Source organism: Paenibacillus sp. FSL R10-2782 (assembly GCF_038592985.1).
GTDB classification, from domain to species: Bacteria; Bacillota; Bacilli; order Paenibacillales; family Paenibacillaceae; genus Paenibacillus; species Paenibacillus terrae_C.
The window spans coordinates 4,116,922-4,142,220 of record NZ_CP151951.1 but is presented as its reverse complement, the minus strand read 5'-3'; the positions used below and the strand labels follow the sequence as shown (position 1 = coordinate 4,142,220).

At 47.2% G+C, this 25,299-nt stretch carries 21 protein-coding genes and 2 riboswitches; of the genes, 12 read left to right on the top strand and 9 right to left on the bottom strand.

The genetic code is table 11. The features are described 5' to 3' along the window. Positions 1-175 precede the first annotated feature (175 nt). The 4 genes from NST83_RS18705 to NST83_RS18690 all read right to left on the bottom strand — a co-directional run bounded on the left by NST83_RS18705 (position 176) and on the right by NST83_RS18690 (position 5,104). Positions 176-691, bottom strand: coding sequence for a thioredoxin family protein (locus tag NST83_RS18705; protein WP_342415238.1), 516 nt, complete (start codon positions 689-691; stop codon positions 176-178). A gap of 241 nt (positions 692-932) precedes the next feature. Further along, positions 933-2,789, bottom strand: a complete 1,857-nt coding sequence (locus NST83_RS18700) for a beta-glucoside-specific PTS transporter subunit IIABC (protein ID WP_342415237.1) — start codon at positions 2,787-2,789, stop codon at positions 933-935. Positions 2,790-3,051: 262 nt separating this feature from the next. Beyond that, complete coding sequence (locus NST83_RS18695; protein WP_342415236.1) at positions 3,052-3,900, bottom strand: PRD domain-containing protein; 849 nt, start codon at positions 3,898-3,900, stop codon at positions 3,052-3,054. Positions 3,901-4,132: 232 nt separating this feature from the next. After that, positions 4,133-5,104, bottom strand: a complete 972-nt coding sequence (locus NST83_RS18690; RefSeq protein WP_342415235.1) for a LacI family DNA-binding transcriptional regulator — start codon at positions 5,102-5,104, stop codon at positions 4,133-4,135. A 196-nt stretch (positions 5,105-5,300) separates the two neighbouring features. Between NST83_RS18690 and NST83_RS18685 the strand changes: the two genes are divergently transcribed. The 4 genes from NST83_RS18685 (at position 5,301) to NST83_RS18670 (ending at position 10,801) form a co-directional block, all read left to right on the top strand. Next, positions 5,301-6,335: an oxidoreductase gene (locus NST83_RS18685; protein WP_342415234.1), complete on the top strand. Its 1,035-nt coding sequence runs from the start codon at positions 5,301-5,303 to the stop codon at positions 6,333-6,335. A 36-nt stretch (positions 6,336-6,371) separates the two neighbouring features. Next, the gene (locus NST83_RS18680; RefSeq protein ID WP_342415233.1) at positions 6,372-7,361 is read left to right on the top strand and encodes a Gfo/Idh/MocA family oxidoreductase; all 990 of its coding nucleotides are present in this window, start codon (positions 6,372-6,374) and stop codon (positions 7,359-7,361) included. A 24-nt stretch (positions 7,362-7,385) separates the two neighbouring features. Beyond that, a complete protein-coding gene (locus tag NST83_RS18675) occupies positions 7,386-8,843 on the top strand; it encodes a glycoside hydrolase family 1 protein (protein WP_342415232.1) in 1,458 nt (485 codons plus the stop codon). 191 nt (positions 8,844-9,034) lie between these two features. After that, positions 9,035-9,111: riboswitch (glycine riboswitch) on the top strand. 17 nt (positions 9,112-9,128) lie between these two features. Next, positions 9,129-9,223: riboswitch (glycine riboswitch) on the top strand. Positions 9,224-9,382: 159 nt separating this feature from the next. Next, on the top strand, positions 9,383-10,801 hold the full coding sequence (locus NST83_RS18670; RefSeq protein ID WP_289306496.1) for a sodium:alanine symporter family protein: 1,419 nt from the start codon (positions 9,383-9,385) through the stop codon (positions 10,799-10,801). A 143-nt stretch (positions 10,802-10,944) separates the two neighbouring features. On the opposite strand, the gene NST83_RS18665 is transcribed toward NST83_RS18670, so the two are convergent. The 4 genes from NST83_RS18665 to NST83_RS18650 all read right to left on the bottom strand — a co-directional run bounded on the left by NST83_RS18665 (position 10,945) and on the right by NST83_RS18650 (position 15,092). Next, complete coding sequence (locus tag NST83_RS18665; RefSeq protein WP_342415231.1) at positions 10,945-11,772, bottom strand: carbohydrate ABC transporter permease; 828 nt, start codon at positions 11,770-11,772, stop codon at positions 10,945-10,947. Between the two features lie 23 nt (positions 11,773-11,795). Next, positions 11,796-12,671, bottom strand: coding sequence for a sugar ABC transporter permease (locus NST83_RS18660; RefSeq protein ID WP_342415230.1), 876 nt, complete (start codon positions 12,669-12,671; stop codon positions 11,796-11,798). Positions 12,672-12,705: 34 nt separating this feature from the next. Beyond that, complete coding sequence (locus NST83_RS18655; protein ID WP_342415229.1) at positions 12,706-13,989, bottom strand: extracellular solute-binding protein; 1,284 nt, start codon at positions 13,987-13,989, stop codon at positions 12,706-12,708. 230 nt (positions 13,990-14,219) lie between these two features. Then, the gene (locus NST83_RS18650) at positions 14,220-15,092 is read right to left on the bottom strand and encodes a LysR family transcriptional regulator (protein WP_342415228.1); all 873 of its coding nucleotides are present in this window, start codon (positions 15,090-15,092) and stop codon (positions 14,220-14,222) included. 198 nt (positions 15,093-15,290) lie between these two features. Between NST83_RS18650 and NST83_RS18645 the strand changes: the two genes are divergently transcribed. The 7 genes from NST83_RS18645 to NST83_RS18615 all read left to right on the top strand — a co-directional run bounded on the left by NST83_RS18645 (position 15,291) and on the right by NST83_RS18615 (position 22,408). Next, positions 15,291-16,130 (top strand): acyltransferase domain-containing protein, encoded by an 840-nt coding sequence (locus NST83_RS18645; RefSeq protein ID WP_342415227.1) that lies wholly within the window; start codon positions 15,291-15,293, stop codon positions 16,128-16,130. After that, a complete protein-coding gene (mdcA, locus tag NST83_RS18640) occupies positions 16,127-17,773 on the top strand; it encodes a malonate decarboxylase subunit alpha (RefSeq protein ID WP_342415226.1) in 1,647 nt (548 codons plus the stop codon). Before NST83_RS18645 ends, mdcA begins: the two co-directional genes overlap by 4 nt. 4 nt (positions 17,774-17,777) lie before the next feature. Continuing rightward, a complete protein-coding gene (locus tag NST83_RS18635) occupies positions 17,778-18,602 on the top strand; it encodes a triphosphoribosyl-dephospho-CoA synthase (protein WP_342417996.1) in 825 nt (274 codons plus the stop codon). Between the two features lie 28 nt (positions 18,603-18,630). Continuing rightward, positions 18,631-18,930: a malonate decarboxylase subunit delta gene (locus NST83_RS18630; RefSeq protein WP_137059982.1), complete on the top strand. Its 300-nt coding sequence runs from the start codon at positions 18,631-18,633 to the stop codon at positions 18,928-18,930. Next, positions 18,920-20,593 (top strand): biotin-independent malonate decarboxylase subunit beta, encoded by a 1,674-nt coding sequence (mdcD, locus tag NST83_RS18625; RefSeq protein ID WP_137059981.1) that lies wholly within the window; start codon positions 18,920-18,922, stop codon positions 20,591-20,593. The genes NST83_RS18630 and mdcD overlap by 11 nt, the downstream gene beginning before the upstream one ends. Next, on the top strand, positions 20,587-21,207 hold the full coding sequence (locus NST83_RS18620; protein WP_342415225.1) for a malonate decarboxylase holo-ACP synthase: 621 nt from the start codon (positions 20,587-20,589) through the stop codon (positions 21,205-21,207). Before mdcD ends, NST83_RS18620 begins: the two co-directional genes overlap by 7 nt. Before the next feature lie 79 nt (positions 21,208-21,286). After that, complete coding sequence (locus NST83_RS18615; RefSeq protein WP_342415224.1) at positions 21,287-22,408, top strand: acyltransferase; 1,122 nt, start codon at positions 21,287-21,289, stop codon at positions 22,406-22,408. Positions 22,409-22,590: 182 nt separating this feature from the next. Here NST83_RS18615 and NST83_RS18610 read toward each other — a convergent pair whose 3' ends face one another. Then, positions 22,591-24,069: a PTS transporter subunit EIIC gene (locus tag NST83_RS18610; protein ID WP_342415223.1), complete on the bottom strand. Its 1,479-nt coding sequence runs from the start codon at positions 24,067-24,069 to the stop codon at positions 22,591-22,593. 407 nt (positions 24,070-24,476) lie between these two features. Here NST83_RS18610 and NST83_RS18605 point away from each other — a divergent pair, with 407 nt between their 5' ends. Beyond that, complete coding sequence (locus NST83_RS18605; protein ID WP_342415222.1) at positions 24,477-25,298, top strand: MIP/aquaporin family protein; 822 nt, start codon at positions 24,477-24,479, stop codon at positions 25,296-25,298. The last annotated feature ends 1 nt before the right edge of the window (position 25,299 follow it).

The window sequence follows — 25,299 nt, the reverse complement described above, 5'->3', positions numbered from 1 at the left end:
GGACTCAGCTGAGTATGGACGATGCTATCATAAGGCAGTAAGGAGCGTCAGGAACCAATTTTTCTTGAATCCTTAAATCAACTAAAAATTTCTAAAAAAAGGTATCCATGCGGTGAACGCGTGAATACCTTTTTCTGCATTGAAGCTTGCGTAAGGCACGGTATAGGGACGATGCTTATAAAATCAGTTTCTTGGAAATCAGCCACTCTTTTACCACATCCGTACCGAGGTCTCTTTCTGGTGTCCATTCCACTTTATCCACCAGCTTGCCATGCCTGAATTCCGCAATGGTGGGGGTGTACTTTACGTTGTATTCCTCTTTGAATTTATTCCATTCTAGCTTGTTCTTATGAATTTTGTGAACATTCAAAAAAGTGATTTTGGAGCCCAGATCATACTGCTCGATCATCTTATTAAAGTTAGGCTCAAAGCGATTGCAGTCACCGCAACTGGGTCTGCCAACATAGACAAACACACTTTGATCCTGCTGGATCAGGTTTTTAAAACCATCAACTGTAACCGCATTCAAATGATCGTATATTTCGGGATAATTGCTTTTACTCGCTTGAATCTCTTTGTCTTTTTGCTGAACAACCTGCTCCAGATCCTGAAACTTGAACACAGCCGAAATAGCGATAGCAATGACGAGCAGTGCAATTACGCTTAAACCGACGATATATCCTTTTTTCACGAAAATCCTCCTTTATTTAACAATCTTATACACACCATACACGATATTTCCATTTTTCGCTGTAATAATTGTCTCATTTTTACTTTTTTTCTACGAATCATGACATAAACAATAAATAGGATATATTTGTGAATTTATTAGCTGAGGAAAAATATAAAATACAGTGGAGGAACGCAAAAGAAGCTCCCCGCAAGGGAAGCTTCTTTTATACGTGAGGCAATATTACTGTGTTAATTCATGATTAGATAACTACTGTCATCAAGTAGTCTTGGCGTTTCACTTCAGATTCTGCTGTTTTCAGAACATCCAGGTACTTAGCAGAATTCGTCACAATGATCGGCGTAGCTGTCGGGTAGCCTGCGGCTTTAATTTGCTCAATGTCAAATTCGAGCAGCAGTTGTCCTTGAGTCACGATGTCGCCTTCTTTTACGCGCTTGTCAAAAAATTGTCCTTTCAGCTTCACTGTATTCACGCCAACGTGGATCAAAATTTCTGCTCCGTCATTGGAAGTAATACCGATAGCATGTCCGGTAGGAAATACCGTCGTAATTGTTCCGTTTACAGGAGAAGTCAGTACACCCTCTGTAGGTTCAATCAGAATTCCTTTACCCATAGCCCCTGAGGCAAAAGCGACATCAGAAGATTCTTCCAGTGGCAACACTTTACCTTGCAGCGGACTTACGAGAATTTCCTTCTCAATCACAGTTTCTTTCTTCTCAGGTGTAGGTGCTGCTTTGACAGCTTCTTCTTTTGGATCATCAAAGCCCAAAATCATAACCAGCACAGCTGCGAGTACAAAGGCAACGAGCAAGCCGATGACAACCCACAAAAATCCAGGTCCGAAGTAAGTCGGCAACGCCAGCAGGCCCGGTAATGCAAAGGATTGCGCATGCGCTCCACCGGAAGCGATAATAGCTCCGCCGATTGCACCGGAAATACAAGCATAAATAAAAGGTTTTTTCAATTTCAAAGTTATGCCATAAATGGTTGGTTCTGTAATCCCAAAAACAGCCGCCAGCATAGAGGAACCCGCCAAAGCCTTCATTTGAGTATTGCGGGATTTCAGGAATACGCCCAGTGTTGCACCAGCCTGAGAAAGCACGGCTGCTGTAAGCATCGGCAGCATGGTGTCATAACCCAGTGTAGCAATATTCGACAGCATGACCGGAACGAAGCCCCAATGCACGCCGAAAATAACAAACACTTGCCAGAAAGCCCCGGCAACAGCACCAGCGACCAGCGGACTTAAATTGTATACCCATGTAAAGCCATTCGCCAAGCCTTGGCTGATCAGGTTACCTATCGGACCAAAAGCCAGGAATGTCAACGGAATAACGACCAGCAACGCCAGCATCGGTACGATAATATTTTTCACCGATTGATGGATAAAGGAATTGAACCAGCGTTCCACATAAGATTGCACCCATACCGCGAGAATAATCGGAATGACACTGGAACTGTAATTAATCAGAATGATCGGAATACCGAGAAACGCCAATCTTTCCGGGTTGCTTACCGCTGCTATAACGGCCGGATAGACCAGAGCCCCGGCGATTGCCACGGATACAAAGGTATTGGTTTTGAATTTACGGGACGACGTAATAGCCAGAAACACAGGCAGGAAATAAAATACACTGTCCGAAGCTGCGCTCAGGATCAGATACGTACCGCTTGCAGCATCAATCCAATGGAGGGATAGAATTAACGCCAGCAATCCCTTGAGTAAACCTGCTCCGGCAAGGGCACCCAGAATAGGAGAGAAAATGCTGGAAATAATATCGACGGCTTTACCAAGAAAGTTCGTTTTCTCGGAAGATTCTTCCTTTTTCTCACCTGCATTTTCGGCATCCTGCAAATTCGTTTCTGCCATCATATGCTCAAATACTTGACCTACATTGTTGCCGATAACAACTTGAAACTGGCCGCTGCTTTCCACCACCGTAATGACGCCGGGCGTTGCTTCCAAGGCAGCTTTGTCTGCTTTTGTACGATCATTTAATTTAAATCTCAAGCGTGTAGCGCAATGGAATACCGAATTGACATTCTCTTCGCCGCCAACGAGGGTCACTATTTTTTTGGATAGCTCTTTATCGCTCATGTTCAGAACTCCTTATAGGTTATTCTTGTTATGGATAGGACTTTCTGTTTACTTCATGTTGCTAAGATGCGCCGGCGTGCATCTTTTTAACCTTGTAAACAAGAAAAACCTAAACTCGTAGCGAAAGCAACACGTCCTCTTAAAGAAGAACGTGGATTTCGCCATCAGTTTAGGTTTTGCCTGCCTTACCAGTCACAATCCATGAACGATGAAGGTATGAAGTTTTTAGCCAGATTTATGATTGACTTGTTACTTGACAATATTATTCCGCAATATTATTTCGCTCGGTCACTCGATGAATATGAATGGTCAGATATACATATTCGTCCTTGCTTAAATATTGATCGTAGGTTTTTTCCAGATATTCATTGATCTTTTGCGCACAAGCGAAAGCTTCGGTATACGTTTGCTTTACCTGGTTGTACAAAAATTCTTCGCCGCTGTGAATGACTTCTTTACGAATCACCCGCATCGCAAAATATTGCAAATGCGTCAAAAATCTCGAATAGCTAAAAGAGGACTCGTCCAGCACAATACCATAATGATACGTAATAATATTCAATATATGTTGAACGATTTCCGTCATTTTCAGCGTAGACTTCATTTCGTTACCGTCGATCCGAGCATTCACCATATGCAATGCGATAAAGCCGGCTTCGTCTTCGCCCAACTTCACTCCGAGCGTATTTTCAATTTTTTGCAGAGCATTCAGCCCAACCTCAAATTCTTTCTTGTAAAAGCGCTTAATCTCATACAGCATCGCGTTTTGGAGCGCCAGTCCCTTTTCTTGCCGCTGTATCGCAAAATGAATATGATCAGTCAGCGTTAAATAAATATTATCGCTTAATTCCGTATCCAGCACTTCCGTTGCATGGGTTACAATTTCATTCACGACCTCCAGATGAGATACGGGAATGTCGTTTAACAGCTCGGTAAGCTTGGCCGTGAACTCGTTTTCATTTAACATGAAGATTTTATCTATTTTATCATCATCGACGTGGTCGCCAGCCACCTTTTTGAAGGAAATGCCTCTCCCCATCACGATGACCTCTTTGCCTTTGTCGTTTTTAGTCAACAGGACGTTGTTATTGAGCACCTTCTCAATAATCATTGAAGTTCCCCCTCCCATCCTTTACCAATAAAAAATGCCTAAGCACAATTCAACACTATTGTTAGCAATAGCACTCAATTGAACTCAGGCATTGCCCGCATCACCGGTCACAATCCTTTATATAGTGCTATTGTAGCACAAAAAAAAGCGATTTCAACATATTTTATTCTTATTCGACAAAAAACATTACAAACACAGGTCCTTTCACCTAGCCCCTCAGTTAAGCGTTACTCTATGTAGTCGTGCGTTCAATGAGGCTGTATTGCAGGGGTTGCAGCTCCATTTGGCGACCCACGAGCTGAGGGGAAAGCATGTAAAAGGCATTTTGCGCCTGAGCCTCAATTGGATTCTGAACGGTTGTAATGCCCATCGTATGCGAGAGCTCCGTGTTATCAAACCCGACGATTGCCAGATCTTCCGGCACGCTCAGCAGTTGTCTGCGGGCTTCGCAGAGAATACCAACCGCCACATAATCGTTGGAGCACAGAATAGCCTGTGGGAATTCGTCCCGATACTGTAATAAATCGCGCACCACCTGCTCACCGTCACGGATGTTATAGATGGAAGATTGATTCCAATGCTGCAATACAGGAAGATTATGCAGCTCCATGATATACGCATAGGCTCGTTGTCTGCTATGGGTGTTGATGCTGCTTGGGCGACCAAAGGCATTGGCTATACGAGTATAGCCTTTTTGTATCAAGTGTTTTAGCGCTAGCATGTATCCTTCGTACTGGTCCATGGCGACGGAGCGAATATCGGTATGATCCATTCGTTGCCACGACACAATCGGGCCATACTTGCAATAAGTGCTTAATAAATCGGTATCATTTACACAGGAAATGATGACCAGCGCATCAACTCTTTTTCTTTTCAGATCTTCGAAGGCCTGAAGCTCTTTCTTCTTGTCTTCTCCCGAAGTATAAATTATCGTTTGAAATTCGTACTGGCCCGCCACCTCTACAAAGCTGTTCAGAAATGCGAGAACAATTTCATTAATGGTTGAAGTGATGATGCCAATTTGAAGGGTCTGACCCTTGGATAAGGAAATGGCGTTCCGATTGGGAACGTAATCCAGCTCCTGCATGATTTTTAAAATCTTGCTTCTCGTCTCCTGGCTCACATGGGGGGACTTGTTTAACACTCTGGATACCGTAGCTTTGGAAAAGCCCGCCAGTTTGGCAATTTGATCAAGATTCGACATGCTGCTTCTCCTCACATATGAAAAATATTTGACATGAAACGCGTTACAACGTTTAGGATGCTTATGAGGGCATTACGTCTATTTTATAGCATCTGTCGATGCATTTCAAAAAAACGTTCCTTATGTTGTGGTATTATCCTGGCAATACTTGCGATATCGTAAAGCTAAGCCTTTAGGAAACGAGGGGATTTGCGAAATGACGATTCAAATTGCATATTTAGGATTTGGCAAAAGTACAACCAGATATCATCTGCCCTATGTTCAGATCAGGGACACCTTTCAAGTATCGAGAGTGTTCACACGCCAAGTGAGGGAGGACATGGAAACGGCTTACCCGGACATTCAGTTCTCGGACCAAATTATGGACGTTCTGGGCGACCCGGAAATATCACTTGTCGTTGTATGTACGCCTTCCTCTACGCATTATGAATATGCAAAATTGGCTCTATCCCATGGCAAGCATGTGCTGGTGGAAAAGCCTTTTTGTGAAAACCTTGAGCAAGCGCGGGAACTGACCCAACTCGCCAAGGAACATAATCTCATCATTATGCCTTATCAAAACCGTAGGTTTGACAGCGATTATCTAGCGTTCAAGGAAGCTCTCCATTCCGGAAAACTGGGCGACATCGTCGAAATTGAATCCCATTACGATTATTTCCGTCCCGATGCCAGTATGCCCGGCGGCAATCCTGTCAACGGAATGTACTACGGACTCGGTGTTCATACATTGGACAGGCTCATCGCCTTATTTGGCAGACCGGAGCAAGTCGGGTATGACATCAAGTCCATTCGTACTCCTCATGGCGCTGATGATTACAATGAAACTATATTATATTACCCGGACAAAAAAGTGATTGTAAAAACTTCTCTGGTGGTGTGCCTGCCTTACCCGCAGTTCACCATTCACGGGACAAAAGGCAGCTTTGTCAAATGGGGGGACGATCAGCAGGAAACCTGGCTGAAAGCCGGCAAGACCCCGGATGCGGAAGGTTTCGGACTGGATAATCCCACTTCCTATGGCAAACTTAAATACGTGACGCCCGGTAGTAGTGAAGCTATCGAGGAAACACTTCCTACGCCAATAGGAGATTATGGACAATTGTATGACTCGTTGTACGAGTCCATTGTGCACGGAACACCCAAGCTGGTTAAGGACGAGGACATATTGCTGACAATCGAAATATTGGAAAGCGGCTTTAAGCAGCCTTCCCCGTCCATCGTTGATTTCTGACGATAGACTCGCCATCAAGAAAGGAAGTTATGCCATATGAAGCTCGGAATGATTGGAACCGGATGGATCAGCACGGAATGGGTTAAAGCCGTGAAAGAAGGTGGCGGCTGGGAAATTACAGCCCTCTTTGTTCGAAATAAGGACAAAGGCACAGCTTTTGCCGCTGGGTGTCAGCTTGAAAACATTACGCTGTATGACAGTTTGGAAGAGATGGCTCAATCCGATATTGATGCCATTTATATTGCTACGCCCAATTCCTTGCACATGCCGCAAGCGCGTCTTTTTTTGGAGCATGGCAAACATGCGATTGTCGAAAAACCGATCAGCCTGACAGAACAGGAATTGCGAGAAGCTTACGAGTTGGCTGACCGAAATGGTTGCTACCTGCTGGAAGCGGTTCGCCATATCCATGAGCCTAATTTTTTGCGCCTTAAGGACAACTTGAAGCGCGTGGGCAATATCCAGGGCGGCACCTTGTACTCCATGCAATTTTCCTCCCGGTATGATCAGTTGCTGTCAGGAGATACTCCTAATATTTTTTCTCTGTCTTATGGCGGGGGGGCATTAACGGATTTGGGTGTGTATTCACTGTATTTTGCCATTGATTTGCTCGGAGCTCCGACATCAGGCTTGTACCGTGCCCAAAAGCATGAGAATGGCGTGGATTTGGGCGGCCCGATCCTACTGTCGTATCCCGATTTTACAGTGGTGATCCAACTGGCCAAAAATGCTGTAACCACCAACCGTGTTGAAATTTACGGGGACCAGGCCACTATGATCTCCAGTGGTGTTTCTGGTATCACGGAGGTATCGGTGATGGATGTCCGTACTCAGGAAATAGATACTATAAGTGCTCCTGAAACTCATCATTTCATGTTTCACGAGGCTCAGGAATTTTATCGGATCATTGCCGAAAAGGACAAAGACCGCTACGAAGAATTGAAGTCATTAAGCATAGAGGTTCAGAAGATCAGCAATGAGCTGCGCCATCAAAATGGCATTTATTTTGAAGATATACAAAAATAACTAAAGAAAAGAGGCTCTCATACTATGACTAAGACATTAAAAGGATTTCCGAAAAACTTTCTGTGGGGCGGGGCAACCGCAGCTAACCAATTGGAAGGCGCTTTTGACGTAGATGGAAAAGGATTGTCCAGTGCGGACGTGATTGCTTATGTACCCAAAGCAGAGCGCACAAACGATCATGCTATAGAGATTTCGTCCGAGCGACTCGAAGACATTTTGTCTGGTAAGGTAAATGCCCGTTTTCCAAAGCGCGAGGGTGTGGATTTTTTCCATCATTACAAAGAAGATATCGCATTATTTGCGGAAATGGGCTTTAAGGTATTCCGCATGTCCATTAACTGGTCACGGATTTTCCCGAATGGTGATGATGCGGAGCCGAATGAAGCAGGACTGCAATTTTACGATAATGTATTTGACGAGCTGCGCAAGTATGGGATAGAGCCACTGGTGACATTGTCCCATTACGAAACACCGCTAGGACTGACACAGAAATATAATGGCTGGCTCGGTCGTGAAGTGATACAACACTACGTCAATTATGCCGAAACGGTGTTTACACGTTATAAGGATAAAGTGAAATACTGGCTGACTTTTAATGAGATCAATGTGATGACGATGAGTCCGTTCACAGGTGGCGGTGTGGTCATTGACCGTGTAGATAACAAGCAACAAGCGATCTATCAAGCCCTGCATCACCAGTTTGTGGCGAGCGCATTGGCGACAAAACGAGGCCATGAGATTATTCCTGGCTCTCAAATCGGCTGTATGCTGGCTCGTATGGAAAGCTATGCACATACGTGTAACCCGGAGGACGTGCTGAAAAGTCAGCATGAAAACCAAATGAATCTGTTCTTTACGGATGTACATGCCCGTGGGGAATATTCAAATTATATGAATCGTTATTTTGAAGAAAATAATATTGTTTTGCACACAGAACCCGGCGATGCCGAAATTTTGAAAAACAACACGGTTGATTACATCTCATTCAGCTATTACATGACCTTGACCGTCTCTGCAGGTCCGGAAGGCGAGAAGGCAGCGGGGAACCTGATTGGTGGCGTGAAAAATCCATATTTGCAATCCTCTGACTGGGGCTGGCAGATTGATCCGATCGGCCTGCGTGTTACGCTGAACACATTATATGACCGCTATCAAAAGCCGCTGTTCATCGTGGAAAACGGCTTGGGTGCATATGACAAGGTGGAAGAAGACGGCTCCATTCACGATACCTATCGCATTGATTATTTGCGCCAGCATATCGCCCAAATGAAGGAAGCGATTGCGGACGGTGTGGATTTGATTGGTTACACTAGCTGGGGGCCTATCGACCTTGTGAGTATGTCTACTTCCGAAATGTCCAAGCGTTACGGATTTATTTATGTTGATCTGGACGATGACGGTAATGGAACATTGAAGCGCTCCAAGAAGGATTCTTTTGACTGGTACAAAAATGTAATTGCCACTAACGGCGAAGAACTGTAATCCAAGCTAACTGAATATAACCCGATATGGTCTGGGGGCGGGTGCGGCGAAGAACATCATGAGGATGAATCTGGCTGCGCCCGCTCTTATTTTATAGGCTCGTCCTAAAAAAACGGAACAACTTCACAAATTTTTCACTTGTAAAAAGCTGAAAGTTTTCTGTATAATAAAAAACAATTTCATATGTCTGGTTGATGTTTGCGGGAGATGGAACGTAAGTTCCGACCGAAGGGGCAAAACTCTCAGGTGCTTGGGCTGATTACAGCAACAAGCGGGACCGTAAACGGACAGAACTCTGGAGAGACCCTTAATTGGGCGCCGAAGGTGCACCGCAGATATCATCTGCTTAAACTCTCAGGCAAAAGGACAGAGACGCGAATAACCTGTGACAGGGGATGCCCTAGGCTTTTTTATGAGCTGTTAGTGGCTGAATCCTGCACAAGATGGTTGTATTTTTTCGTGCCTTTAACCTCTCCAGGAGTCGAATCAGCGGATTTGACTCTTTTTTGTTTTTTAATATGCTGGAGGAGCGGGTTGAAATGAATTTGGTACATGTGTTAGAGACAATTAGCAGTTGGATATGGGGGGCTCCACTGATTATTCTCGTTATGGGAACAGGTCTGTGGCTGACCATACGTTTGAAAATGTTGCAGGTTTTCCGCCTGCCTCTGGCGATCAAGCTGATCGGCAAGGCTCCAAATGAGGGTAGCGGGGATGTTAGCAGCTTTGCGGCCCTGAGTACGGCGCTGGCAGCTACAGTAGGTACAGGAAGTATTGTCGGCGTCGCGACAGCGATAAAACTGGGAGGACCAGGCGCCCTGTTCTGGATGGTTGTTGCAGCCTTTTTCGGGATGGCGACGAAATATGCGGAAGGTGTGCTTGCAGTAAAATACCGGGTGAAGGATCGGAATGGACAATTTTCCGGCGGCCCGATGTATTATATTGAAAAAGGGCTTGGACGCCGCTTTAAACCGTTGGCGATGCTATTCGCCTTTTCCGGGATGCTGGTGGCGCTGTTCGGGATTGGAACATTTCCTCAGGTCAAAGCGATTGTATCCTCAACCGAAAACAGCTTCGGTGTTCCGCCAATTGTAACGGCATTGATTATTGCTACCCTTACGGGACTCGTTACTATTGGAGGGCTCAAGAGCATTGCCAAGGTATCGACCAAAGTTGTCCCCTTCAAAACAGGCTTGTACGTGTTGATCTGTATGATCGTACTGATTCGGTTCGCCGATCAGATTCCTGCCGCACTCGCACTTGTGCTGCATTCGGCATTTTCCACGACGTCTGCGACGGGTGGATTTGCCGGAGCTACGATTATGCTGGCGATGCGCAGCGGGGTAGCCAGAGGGATTTTTGCCAACGAGGCCGGATTGGGAAGCGCACCGATTGCAGCCGCAGCCGCCAAAACCAAATGGCCTGCGGAGCAAGGGCTGATTTCCATGACAGGTGTGTTTATAGATACGATGATTATTTGCGTAATGACCGGGCTAACGCTGCTGGTTAGTGGCGTATGGAGCGGTCCTACCGATGCGGGCTTGATGACGCAGCAAGCTTTCTCCAGCGCATTCCCGCTTGGTGCGGAACTGCTCACAATCATTCTGATTATGTTCGCGTTCACCACGATGCTTGGCTGGAACTACTATGGAGAACGCTGTGTTGAATATTTGCTGGGTGTCAAATGGATTAAACCGTACCGTTATCTGTTCATTGCGCTGGTTGCCGGAGGCGCGTTTATTAAGCTGGATGCGATCTGGTTACTGGCAGATATCTTTAACGCCATGATGGCCTTCCCGAACTTGATTGCATTGCTTGGCTTGTCGGGAATTGTAGTTGCAGAAACCCGTACCTATATGGATTCCCTGTATCCCAACAAGAAAAAGGGAATACTCGCAGGTGCCAGTGCAGGAGCAGCCATAGACATAGAAGAAAATGGACAAACAGTCAGATCGTAAAGTCCGATATATCCGGATTTAAGAATATTGACTCTGCAAGAACATTTGCCAGGATAACGAAAGGGAGTGTCCCTCAGCCATTACAGGCTGGGAGGACACTCCCTTTTTGCGTTTTAGAGCAGGATAAAGCTGGCTCAGTAAATCTAATCTTTGACCGCTCCGGCGGCAAGATCGGAAATAAACTGGCGGCTAATGAAAAGAAATAAAATGATAAGTGGCAGTACAGCCAACAGGGTGCCAGCAATGACCATCGCATAATCCGTATTGTAAATACCGTTTAATTGGGACAGCGCAATCTGGAGCGTAAATTTGCGCTCATCGGTTAATACGATTAACGGCCATAAATAATCATTCCATGCTCCTATAAAGGTGAATGCGCCGAGAAAAGCGAACGCAGGACGTAGAATCGGGAGCGCCACATTCCAATACAGCCGAAAAAAGCTGCATCCGTCCATACGCCCCGCGTCCAGCAGCTCCGTTGGAATGGATTCCTCTGCATATTGGCGTATCCAGAAGATGCCGAAGGCATTTACCATCCCCGGAATGATCAGCGCTTTGAACGTGCCCACCCATCCAAAGGCGGCCATCATGACAAAGGAGGGGACAAGCGACAGTTGGGAAGGGACCATCATGGTAGCCAACAGAATGATGAATAATGCTTTTTTGCCCGGAAAATCAAACTTAGCGAATGCAAAACCGGCCAGTGAATCGAAAAACAGCACCAACAGGGTAACGGAGTTGGCTACAAAAAGCGTATTAAAAAAGGCTCCGGCAAAATCAATCTGCTGCAACACTCTTGTCACATTGCTCCAGAAGTGGCTTCCAAACCATAGCTGCGGCGGAAAACGATAGATGTCCGAAGTTGTACGGGTAGCCATGACGATCAGCCAGTAAAAAGGAAACATCGACAGGATCATTCCCGCCAACAGCCCGGTATATAAAATAACGGATTTTACACGTGCCTGCATCATGTTGTAGAGCCCCCTTCCTGCCGTTATTTTTTACCTTGTACGAGTTTCCAGTTCACGATGGAAAACAGGGCAATAATGAGGAACATGCCCCATCCAACGGCTGCGCCATATCCAAAATAATTGTTAATGAACGATTCACGATACAGATACAACACAATGGTCATGCCACTTGCTCCGGCGCCGCCGTCATTACCGACCAGCACCTGCGGCTCGGTGAACAACTGCATTCCGCCAATGGTAGACGTAATTACGGTAAACAGGATGACTGGACGCAGCATGGGAATGGTGATGCGAAAGAAGGCCTGCGCTCCGGTTGCTCCATCTATTTTCGCAGCCTCATACAGCACATGCGGAATACTCTGGAGTCCTGCCAGATAGATGATCGCGTTATAGCCGGTCCATCTCCATACAACCATGGAGGAAACGGCGATTTGGATACCCCACGGCACATTAAGCCACTGAATCATAGGCAAGCCCAGGAGTTGCAGCAGGTAATTGAGAAATCCGAAATTATTGGCAAATAAAGCGCCAAAGATGATGGCAACCGCCACAATGGATGTCACGTTCGGCAGAAAAAATCCGACCCGCCACAGGGTACGCATTTTGACAAAGGGTGCATAAAGCAGGAAGGCAATAATCAGTGCAAAAAATAGCATCGGAATCGTTGAATACACCCAGATCGCAAAGGTATTGCCCACAGCCTGCCAAAATTCGTTATCTGTCACAAGGTAGCGAAAGTTACCCCAGCCGTTATAGGTCATATCTCCGATGCCATCCCATTTGTGAAACGCCAGATATATTGAAAAGCCAATCGGAAACAAGCCGAAGATGCCAAACAGCAGGTAAAACGGCGAGATTGCGGCATATACGGCACGGTGCTTCCATATTTCTTTCAGCATATTGACCACACGCCTTTTTTAAATTTTTGATTTTTTACCGCTGTAATTCCCGTTCGATTCGGTCCATCGTTTCCGTCCATAATGCATCGGGATCGGCATCCTGCTTGGCGACATTGGCAAGGCGACGTGTCACAATGCCGTGAATGACAGGATAACGCTCGCCGAAATAGCTGCTTTTGACATTACGTGCGGAGGCAGCAAAGATCAGTCCGGTGGCCTGACCGCCAAAGAAAGGTTCGGGTGTCTCCATGGCAGGATCGTCATAGACGCCAGGAGTGGATGGGAACAGCCCGATTTTTTGGTAGGCTTCCAACTGGTGCTCCGGGTTTTGAAGCCAGGTCAGGACTTCAAAGGCTTCTTTGGGGTGTTTGCTGGATTTGAGGATGGAAATGAAAGATCCACCCAAATTGCCGTCCCCTCCAGGGGCACGGGCGACTCTCCATTTGCCCGCAGTATCCGGCGCGGCCTCCGTGAGAACCTGCTTCATCCAGATTGCCCCTACAAAAGAGGCAACTTTTCCGTTATTGACCGAAGCATTCCATTCGGGGGTCCAGCCATCCGCATTGGCGAGTAGATGCTTTTTGTGAAAAGCCACGGCGGTTTGCCAGCCCAAACGGATATGAGGAGATTGATTACCGATGTAGCTGCCGTCCGGCTTGAAATACAGGTCCGTATTTTGGGCAAGCATCTGATTGTAAACGTTTACAATATTGTCAGCTAAAAACGAACGGTTTCCGAACTTTTGCTGAAGCTGTTCTCCGGCGGCCATATAGCCGTCCCATGTGCGAATCGTAGCACTGACCTTTTCAGGATCACTGGGCAGACCCGCCTGTTCAAAGAGATCGCTACGATAGAAGAGGGCGGTAGGGCCTGTGTCCATGGGAAAGGCAATCATTTTGCCATCAGGGGTGATGCCCTGATTCCATTTCCACTCCAAATACTGATCCTTGAGTTGATCGGCTCCCAGTGTTCTCAAATCATAAAAACGATCCGCACTAGGAAATAACTCTACCATCCAGTCGTTCAAAGCTACGATGTCCGGTTCCCCGGAACGGGCTGCCAGAGTTGTCTTGAGCTTGGCTTTGAAATCACCGCCGATTTTTTGGGTGTTCAGTTCAATGTCGGGAAACTGCTTTTCGGCACGAGCGAGTAGCTCATCATCAATAGAACGGTTCCAGTACCATAATGTAAGCGATATCTTTTTACGGTTTGGCAAATTGCTACCAGATGAACGACTTTCAGAGGACAGAGGGGCGCTACAACCACTAATCATAGTGAGGAAAGCAAGACATAACACCAGCCATCGCACTGTCTTCACGTCATTTCCCTCCTTGCTGTCTGAGATGGTCTACCTGCTGAACAAGTTGTGAATGGTATAGCTCCATCATATGAATCGGTTATCCATTTATGTGCAAATGCCTTAACCAAAAACAAAAAATTTGAAACGAAGCATGTATAGAAATTAAATATTCTAAAGATATTGATCCTACTAATCCGAAGAATGATAAAGCAATAAGTCAGTTATTATGACAAAAGGTATCTAAATCGTCACTGCTGGGCAATATCCTGGAAAAATCTAATGATGAATTCGAAGAACGATTTCTCTATATCGGTGTGCAGTTCCCCAGTAGGATAGGACAGATAGATTGTTCGCATACATCGAGGCTCCCTGATTTGAAGCAGCTTGATGTCTTCGGTTACGACGTTCCTCCACAGGATAGAAGGAATAAAGGAGATGCCAAGTCCTGTCTGAATCAACCCTCTTACCGTAGCCGGATCATCACTTTCAAAGATGATGTCCGGTTCATAAGGGACGTGGGTAAAAAAGCGGTCTGTTGTCTTCCTAAGCGAATTTCCAGGTGTAAGGCTGATAAACTTCTCATGCTCTAGATCTTTCAGGAATACGGTGTCCTGAGAACTCAGAGGGTGAGATTTTGGTACGCCAAGCAAAATTTCCTCCTCCAGCAGGATCGCATGTTCGTTGTCTGCCAACTCTTCGGACGTAATCGCAAAATCGTACGCCAGTCCTTTCTTCACCATCGCAGGGTGCTGGGTCAGGTTGAATCTAATTTGAGGGTAGAGATCGCGAAACTTACCAACCAGGTTGGGCAATAGCATAGAGCCGACGGCGACGTATAACGTGATGACCTCAATCTTTTCGTTCTTCATTTCTTTGACTTCGGATATGCCTTGCTCTAGCGCTGAGAGCGACTGATTCACTCTTTTCAGGAACTTCTTGCCGTATTCATTCAGCACGATATGTTTTCCTTCGCGGTCAAATAGCTGCACACCCAATTCCGTCTCCAGGTTTCGAATCATTTTACTTAAGGCAGGCTGTGAAATAAACAACTCGTTCGCGGCACGTGTGACATGTTCATACTTCGAGGTCACTTGAAAATACTTAAGCTGTAAATAATCCATTATGGAGTAGCTCCTTTATAACCATTAGGTTATCAATCATATGTGAATATATATATTTTACAGGTATTTGCTCACTTATTACAATTGACAATGTAAGAAAATGAATCCGCTAAAGGTGGTGAGATTCTGAACATCGTTTTTACATTTCCCGGCCAGGGGTCACAGGTTCCTGGAATGCTCCAGGATGTGCCCGAGTATGTGAAAAAGGCAACAAGTATCATCGGAACTGAACTGCGTGATGATGAGAAGGCTATGGGCTCAACGGTCTGGATTCAGACGGCACTCTTCGTTAAGGAAACGGCAATAGCCTACCGGTTGATCGAGCAGGGGATCCGTCCCCAATTTGTGGCAGGGCATTCCATTGGTGCATTTCCTGCGGCGGTCATCGCGGGAGTTCTCTCGTTCGAGGATGCGCTTCGGATCGTATGGCTCCGTGCCCGGTTGATGGAAGAAGCCTTTCCTGAAGGATATGGAATGGGTGTGATTATTGGGCTTACGAAGGCAGAGGTTCAACAAGCCGTGGATCTTTCTCATAGCGAGGCGATGCCTGTCTACCTCTCGAATATGAATGCAGAGCAGCAAATCGTCATATCCGGTTCATTGGAAGGGATAAATAAAGCTTTTATGCATGCGAAGGAGTTTGGGGCCGCTAAGACAGTGCTTCTGAAGGTTCCGATTCCTTCACACTCCCCGCTGATGTCAGAGGTAGCCAATAAGCTATTGCTGAAAATGCACACTTTTTCCATGCGGGACGCTCAAATACCATATTTGATGAATCATACGGGGAGAAAGACGACAGCCAAGGAAAAAATTGCGGAGGACCTTGCCCTAAACGTAGCATATCCCGTCCGGTGGATGGATATGGCGGCTGTCTGCGTCGAATCGGGAGTTGACTGTTTCATCGAGATGCCGCCGGGTCATACTCTTTCCACACTTGCCAAGCAAGCCCATAAGGATACCCGGCAAATATCTGTGGACGAGATCGGTTTGGAAGCGACTCAGTATCTGATTAGAAAATGGAAGGAGCAAGAAGAATGAATAAAGTACTGCGATCCTGGTCACAAAAACGTGATAAAAAGCAGGAAAAGTTAGGAAAGGTGGAAAAGTGGCTGGACGGAAAATACATCGACTCCTCCCGAATCGTCGACCTGCTGGAGGCGCTAATCGAGCCAGGTGCGAAGGTCGTACTGGAAGGAGATAACCAGAAGCAAGCGTCCTTCCTTTCCCAGAAGCTGCTGGAAGTCGATTCTGGCAAGGTGCATGACCTGCATATGATTATGTCCAGCATTTCAAGACCTGAACATTTGGATATTTTCGAGAAAGGCATCGCCGGGAAGCTGGATTTCTCCTACAGTGGCTCCCAAAGCCTGCGTGTAGCGCAAATGATTGATGACGGGACGCTTAAGCTCGGTGACATCCATACGTATTTGGAATTGTTCGGACGCCTCTTCATTGACCTTATTCCAGATGTGGTGCTGGTAGCGGCAGACAAATCAGATCGCGAGGGCAATCTGTATACCGGAAACAATACGGAAGAAACTCCGACGATCGTAGAAGCGGCCGCTTTCAAGGATGGGATCGTGATCGTGCAGGTCAACGAAATCGTGGACGAACTGCCGAGAACCGATATTCCAGCCTCCTGGGTCGATGTCATTGTACAGGCCGACAAACCTTACGCACTCGAAGCACTTTTTACCCGTGATCCGCAGAATATTACTGAACTGCAAATCCTGATGGGCATGATGGCGATCAAGGGCATTTATGGAAAACATCAGGTGCAGTCGCTTAATCACGGCATTGGCTTTAATACTGCAGCGATTGAGCTTTTGCTGCCGACCTATGGCGAGCAGCTCGGCCTGAAAGGGAAGATTGCCAAGCACTGGGCCCTGAATCCGCATCCGACTTTGATTCCGGCGATTGAATCCGGCTGGGTCGAAAGCATTCACAGCTTTGGAGGCGAGGTCGGTATGGAGAAATACATTGCGGCTCGTTCAGATGTGTTCTTCGTCGGCAAGGACGGATCTATGCGCTCCAACCGCGCGATGTGTCAGGTTGCAGGCCAATTCGCTGTAGATATGTTTATCGGATCAACGTTACAAATGGACTGCGCGGGTAATTCGTCTACCGTTACTTCCGGCAGACTGTCCGGTTTTGGAGGAGCACCGAATATGGGGCATGATCCTCGGGGACGGCGACATGCGACTCCTGCCTGGCTTGACATGATCGAGCGCCCGACGGAACTCTCTAAAGGCCGGAAATTGGTCGTGCAGATGGTTGAAACATACGGTGCCAACAAAAAGCCAGTATTTGTGGATTCGCTAGATGCCATCAAGGTGAAGGATGAATCCGGCCTCGCCATTACGCCGGTTATGATTTACGGGGATGATGTCACCCACGTCCTCACCGAGGAAGGTATCGCATACCTCTACAAGACGGACAGCATAGAGGAGAGAAAGAAGGCACTCGCGGCAATTGCGGGCGTAACGCCATTGGGTATGGAAAGCCATGAGAGCGATGTAAGCTTGCTGCGTGACAGGGGGATCGTGGCCTATCCGGAGGATCTTGGAATCATGCGTAGACAAGCCAAGCGCTCGCTGCTGGCAGCACAAACGATCAACGACCTCGTAGATTGGTCAGACGGATTGTATGATCCACCGGCTAAATTCCGGAGCTGGTCTTAAAGCCATGCTCACGATGAAGCATTCGGCTTTCGCGGCTTCTCTGGCTGCCAAAGCGGTAAAGGCATTGACGGAAGAGGCTCTTCTTACGCCCAAGCCTGGACTTGTCGATGCCAGAGACAATGGCTCTCATACAGATATGTCCATCGATCTGATGTTTGCATCCGCGAGAGCATTGGAGGATACGTTTCGGGAAATAGCCATTGTGTCATACCTTCACCCGGTGGACCAGTCTTTGCGCGAGCAGATAGCTCTAATCGGGCGGGAGGGCGAAAAGGTGATGCTCCGTGCAACGAACGGTGTCAATACACATAAGGGTGCCATTTGGGCCCTTGGTCTTTTAACCAGTGCACGGGCAGCCTTTCCAAGGGAACGGGACCCACATCAGATTATGAGCATTGCAGGAACAATCGCATCGTTCCATGATCGGTACCGCCCGATGCAGCGGACGAATGGACAATCGGTGAAGAAGAGATACGCGGTAATGGGAGCAGAGGAAGAGGCGAGGCTCGGTTTTCCGCACATCCGTGATAATGCCCTGCCCACTTTGCTGCACGCCAGAGCTTGTGGCAAGACGGAGGAGGAAGCACGCATCGAAGCATTATTGGCTTTGATGGCAAGTGTGGACGATACCTGCATCCTACATCGCGGCCATTGGTCAGACCTGATAACGATCAAGCGAATGTCCGGTGCCTTCCTTGCTGCAGACGGATTCAGAACCCAGTCGGGCAGAAAGCTGTTTTACCGATTGTCCGAGCATTGTAAATTTAGACGGCTCTCACCTGGAGGCAGCGCCGACCTGCTAGCCGCCACATTGTTTCTCATCGATTGATACTTTTACTTGGAGGTGTTCCTGAAGGATGGAAAAATTACAGTTTCAATATCAAACGACGAAGCCCATCCGTAAGCCAGCACATATCGGTGTTGTCGGTTCGGGGGATTTGGAGATTATTGTAGAGCCTGTGGAAGGCCAGACCACCAACGTCAGCATTTTAACAGGCAGTGAAGGATTTGGACAAGTATGGGAGAATGTTCTGATCCGTTTTTTTAACCGTTATCCGATTACTGCCAATATTACAGTTCATGACTTCGGAGCTACTCCGGGGGTAGTAATGCTTAGATTTACGCAAGTGTTGGAGGTGCTAGACTATGCAGAATAGTTTTGTGGAGCTGAATGGACGCGAGAGAGCCAAAGCGTTGCTGGACGAAGGGACTTTCCGGGAGATGCTTGGGCCGTTGGACAAAATCCAATCCCCCCACTTAGAGCCGCAAGGCATTGTTCCTCAGAGCGATGACGGGATCATTCTGGTTCTTGGCGAAATACACAAACAGAAGGTCTTGATCATTTCGATGGAAGGTGCTTTTCAAGGAGGGGGCATTGGAGAAGTCAGCGGGGCCAAAATTTCCGGAGCGCTCGAACTGGCACTGGAAGTGAATAAGGACGGGAACAAGCTATATCCCATCATGATTTTCGATACAGGAGGCGTTCGTCTACAGGAAGCGAACTATGGGTTGTTGTCGATTTCGGAGATTGCGACCCAGATCGTCGGCCTGCGTAAATACGTTCCAGTTATCGGGCTGATTCCGGGCCGCGTAGGGGCATTTGGGGGAATGTCCATTACTGCAGAATTGTTTACCACTCTGATTGCTACGAAGAAAGCGCGCCTCGGTCTGAACGGGCCGGAGGTCATTGAGCAGGAAGCAGGGGTTATGGAGTTCGATTCAAGCGACAAAGCCTTGATTTGGAACACAATTGGAGTCAACCAGCGCTTCCAAACCGGATTGATTGACGAAGTGGTGGAAGATACGACGGATGCAGTTATCGAAGCGATTGATACTGCGCTCAAGGCACCGGCAAAGCCTGCTAAAACAGAGCAAATCGATTTCTATCTGACCCTGTTAAGCAATCTTGATCCTACAGAACCTTGGACACCTGAGCGCTATCGTGAATTTTACAAGCAGATACAGCCTGTGCAGCAGCCTGTCCCGCTGGCAACAGAGGGCGCGGTCGACATTTCGGACAGTAGAGGTTATCGCTGGTTCTCCCGCTTGACGGGCATTACTCACCCAGTCAGCGATGTTCCTTCCGTACTTGCGGCCGATGTGGAAAAGAACGGACAATTGTGCAGATATGTCGCCATTGTTCCGGATGCCTCCAACCGATTCCCGCGTGTCAGAAACGGCGAGGTCGGTATGCTTGAAGGCTGGACGGTGGCTCAAGTCATCAAGGACGCAATCCGTCAGGATGAGAAAAAAGAAACCAAACGTCCGATCATTGCCATCATTGATGTACCGAGTCAAGCCTACGGCTATAAGGAAGAAATGGTCGGCATCAGCCTTGCCCTCGCTGCAAGTGCAGATGCTTATGCAACCGCTAGATTAGAGGGTCATCCGGTCATCGGTGTGATCGTCGGTAACGCGATTTCGGGAGGCTTCCTCGCGCATGGGCTGCAATCGAATCGTTTGATCGCACTGGATGACAGCAAGGTTAATATTCAGGCCATGTCCAAGGCTTCTGCTGCCCGAATCACCAAGCGGACGATTGCCGAGCTGGATGAAGCTACCAAGAAAGTTCCAGCCATGGCCTACGATGTGCGCAGCTACAGTACTCTGGGAGCACTATATTCGCTGCTGAGCGGGATCCAAGCGGACGATCCACAGAACAGTGATGTAGCCATTGTGGAACGGACCATTTCCGAGGCTATTGAGAGTACGAAAGGAGCGCCTCGTGACCTTAGCTTCCGCTTGCAGACCAAGGAAGCTCTGGCAGGTGGGCGTATGGCAACTAATAACGTGCGACAAGTGCTTTCGGAGCAATGGTAATTCGGCCACATGATCTGATTGAAGTGTCCAATTTGAAATATCTCTCCTTCTACGAAGACAAGGAGTGGGTAACCGCCTCGCTGAGGCGGGCCCCCTTTGTAGTCGTTCGCAGGGCTGGACTATTAGAAAATAGTTATATTCCCGTCGGAATACGTGGAACAGACCGAAATCAACGGGAATCTGCCTTGCTTGACCCGGAGGGCGTGTGCCAGCTCGTGTCTCCTTATGCGATAGCGGAGCGCCAGATGTGGAACTCTTTATCTGCAACAAGACGGCAACAGCCTGTCCTGCAGGTGATGGATTTATTAGCAGAAATCATGCTGGATTGGCGCTGGGGACCAGTGGGAAGTGCGGGTTTCGAAATAGTAACGCAATACCCAACTGTGAAGGAAACGAGTGATCTTGACCTTGTTATAGATGGTTCAGAGGTTATTGATTATGAAGCAGCTGAAAGACTTGTGCACAAGTTGGAGCATCTGGGTGTTCGAATTGACATTCAATTGGAGACAAGAGACGGTGCCTACGTCCTGCGCGAAATTCTTGAGAGACGGGCCAGTACTGTGGTGCTGCGAACTTCTTCGGGTCCCAAGCTCGTTCGTAATCCTCGGCAATAAGGAGCTATAATCAACGGCAAAAGGGAGGAATGCACGACCATTTGGCTTTAGGCAAGCTGTCCAAGGGGAAGTGCGTAATATGGAAAACACTGAAAAGCGGAATATTAATATTAATGAGAGCGACATCTTAAAGGTGTTTGCCGTCAGCGGAGCGATCTTGCAAAGCGTTCTGGGAATGTTTCTGAAGTATGCACACACTAATGATGACCTAGCCTTATTAGGTGTTATTTTCAATATAGTAAAGTATACTGCGCCAGTCTTTATTTTTGCCATTGTATATGGGATGGTGAAAAATAATCAGCATACGAAGGCATCCCATTTTTACAAGGAAAAATTCGGTGAGCTCGTGATTCCTTATTTACTGTGGGCAGCGGCTGGCCTAATTTTCTTCCCGGAAATTCAGGTTAATCAGCACGTTACATCATTCTGGACGCTCATCGAGTCATTTGTGCTCGGTAATGCATCATCACAGTATTGGTACACAGTGATGATGTTGCAATTTCAATTGCTGATGCCAGTCCTTATTTTCATCTGCTACAAATACCTGGCTAAGCCTAAGCGGGTCATTTCGCTGCTTATTGTGAGCTTTGTGATCTTCGGAGCGTGGTTATGGATGTACGATACCTTTGTATTCCGAGGAGCATATGCGATTAGTCTGCGTTACCTTGACCGCTTTTTCGTTAGTTATTTTATTTATGCTTTACTAGGTGGAATCGCTTGGGTATATAAGAAACAGTTCGACGGAGTGCTTCGCCGGATTCAGTTCATACTCATTCCGGTAATGCTGCTTATTCTCATTTGGACAAATCACGAATTTTTCGGTTTTGGATTTGATGATATGTCCTTCGGAAATCTGATTTATCTGAAGCCGTCCATGACCTTGTATAGTCTGGTAGTGATATTCCTGATTTACATGCTGGCAAGGCATCTGATCAGCTTGAATTCCCGTTCACTTCCCTATTACAAATGGTTATCTACTTACGCGTATCGGGCCTTTACAGCGAACGTGTTCATTCTGGTCATCGTGCTGCGCTTGTTTGGTAATTTGATAGGCCAGCTTCCTTTCTTCGTGGCGCTGCTCTTGGTTTATCTTTCGACTTTAACATGTTCGTTCGGCGTCGTTTATGCTTTTGCGCAACTAAAGGTATGGGCTGAGGGGGTATTTCTGAGACAAAAAGGAGCACACAGCACCAATCACTAAGATAAGTGCTTAAAAATAAACAATACATGTAACATCGTGTATATGACACTATAATTTAGTTGTATTTAAGTTATTTAGCAGATTGACGGCAACCCAAAAGGGTATCTCGATGATTGAAGAGATACCCTTTTTGTGTAAAGAAGCGGCGGAGGAATTCAAGAGCTTATCGAACCTGAACTTGTCTACATCAACCGTTGTATTTCATCTTTCAGAATTTCGGATCGCGTACCGAAAATAACCTGTACCGTACCGCTGCCAAGCCTGATGACTCCCGACGCTCCGAGCTGCTTGAGAGCTTGGTCGTTAACCGCTTTGTCGTCATTGACGACGAGACGCAGCCGTGTGATGCACGCATCGATGCTTTGGATATTGTCCGAACCGCCGAGATAGGTCAGCACCTTGGCTGCATGACTGGACTGACTGTCGGATGCAGCACCCGCCTTTTCATTGGGTTTGGATTTGTTAGTGTCAGGCAGGAGGCTGTCTTCTGCATCGTCTTCACGCCCAGGGGTTTTTAGGTTGAATTTGAGAATGATGAACCGGAACAGGAAGTAGTATACGACGGCAAAAGCAAGCCCGACCAGGATCATTCGCAATGGGTGGGTGGAGAGCTTCATATTGACCAGATAGTCAATGAGTCCTGCCGAAAAAGAAAAGCCAAGTTTGACATTCAGTAGGTACATGATCAGGCCACTCAGACCTGTAAGCAGTGCGTGGATGCCGTAAAGCAACGGTGCAACGAACATAAAGGAAAATTCGAGGGGCTCGGTAATTCCGGTCAGGAACGATGCCAGCGCAGAACCGATGAAGATGGAAGCGACCGCTTTACGTTTTTCCGGTTTTGCCGTATGAATGAATGCGAGGGCAGCCGCAGGCAGAGCGAACATCATAATGGGGAAGAAGCCGGACATAAACATTCCTGCCGATTTATCGCCTGCGAAGAAACGTGTCAGGTCACCATGAAGGACCTCGCCTGCTGCATTGGTGTAGTCACCGATTTGAAACCACGCGATAGCGTTCAAGACATGGTGCAAACCGAGCGGAATCAGCAGCCGATTAGCGATCATGAATACCATCGACCCGATTCCGCCAAAGCCGACAATCCAGTTGCCGAAGGCTGCAATCCCATCTTGTATCGGACTCCAGATCATACCGAGCAGAATGGCCAGAATCATGGTCGTGAAGGCCGTGATCATAGGGACGAAACGTTTGCCCGAGAAGAAACCGAGCCAATCCGGAAGCTGGATGCTGTGATATTTTTTGAACAGAAAAGCAGACCATCCGCCGATAAAAATACCACCCAATACCCCCATGTCCAGTTTGACGTCATCCGGGATATATGCAAATATGCCCGGTACAGCCGCCAAAATGCGGGTCAGCACCATGTAGGCAATGACTGCTGATAGTGCGGCTACAGCATCCCCGGCCAGGCCAATAGCAACACCGATGGCGAAAATTAACGCCAGATTGCCGAAGACGGCACCCGCCCCCTCGTTCAGAAAAGGAGTGACATAATGATTCAGAAATCCGCCCACTTCGGGACCAAGTGGTATATCCGTTTCATAGTTAATCAGAGCCAATCCTTGTAAAATCCCTGCGGCGGGTAGTGTGGCTACTGGAAGCATTAATGACTTACCGATTTTTTGCAGAAATTTCAGCATAACATTCTTCCCTTCTTCGTCGAGTTTGGAAGCGTCGTACCATCCTGAAATTCTTACTGGACAACAAAAAAGAACCGCAAAGGGGATCTCTTTCCTTTCGCTTTCTAGCTCATAACTATGAGTTTGGTCATATACCCAAAAACTGGGTTGCCCATTTTTTTACATCATAAATCGGGAAATCTGACATAGTCAACGATTATTTTTGTACATAAGAAAACGTAAATCCGCAGTTGACATCGCTTACATGCTTATATAATATCAAATTTAAGTTAATAATCGTGACGGAGACAAGAGAGCCACGCAGACATCCCATGTTAGAACATAGGGGGCGGTTTGTGATGGCTTTTCTTTTTTGTGCGCGGTGAAAGCGATTGAAAATCGGTTGATCTATTGAGGAGGTAGGTTGTATGTCGCCATACGCAGCCGAATTCATAGGGACGATGATCCTTATTGCCCTAGGTGGCGGAGTGTGCGCAGGGGTGTCCCTGAAAAAATCATTTGCCCACGGCTCTGGCTGGATAGTGATCGGACTGGGGTGGGGGCTCGCGGTTGCCGTTGCGGTATATGTGGTTGGTCAGATCAGTGGAGCACACTTGAATCCTGCGGTGACGCTGGCGCTTGCATTTCAGGGAGTTTTTCCGTGGAGGGATGTCCCGGGCTATATTGCAGCTCAGCTTCTCGGGGCCATGGCAGGTGCCGTGATTGTGGTTTTGCACTATTTGCCCCACTGGAAAGAGACGGAGGACACAGCAACCAAACTCAGTGTATTTGCTACAGGACCGGCTATGGATCATCCGTTTGCCAACGTGCTTAGTGAAATGATCGGTACTTTCATCTTTGTTCTTGCTTTGCAGTCATTCGGTGTCAACTCCTTCGCTGAGGGACTGAATCCACTCATTGTGGGTTTTCTGGTTGTCAGCATCGGCTTGTCTCTCGGCGGGACTACAGGTTATGCTATTAATCCGGCTAGAGATTTGGGGCCGCGTCTTGCGCATTGGTTGCTACCGATTCCCGGTAAAGGAACATCGAACTGGAAATATGCCTGGGTGCCGATTGTAGGACCATTGCTGGGCGGCTCTTTCGGAGGGGTGTTTTACCAGACCGTATTTAAAGGGAGTATGACTCCAGCTTTCTGGATTGTGCTTGGTATGATTGTAGTGGTGCTTATGGTTACCTTTCGTTTCAGCCGTACTTATAAAAGTGATAAAGCTCATAAAATGACTGCATAAA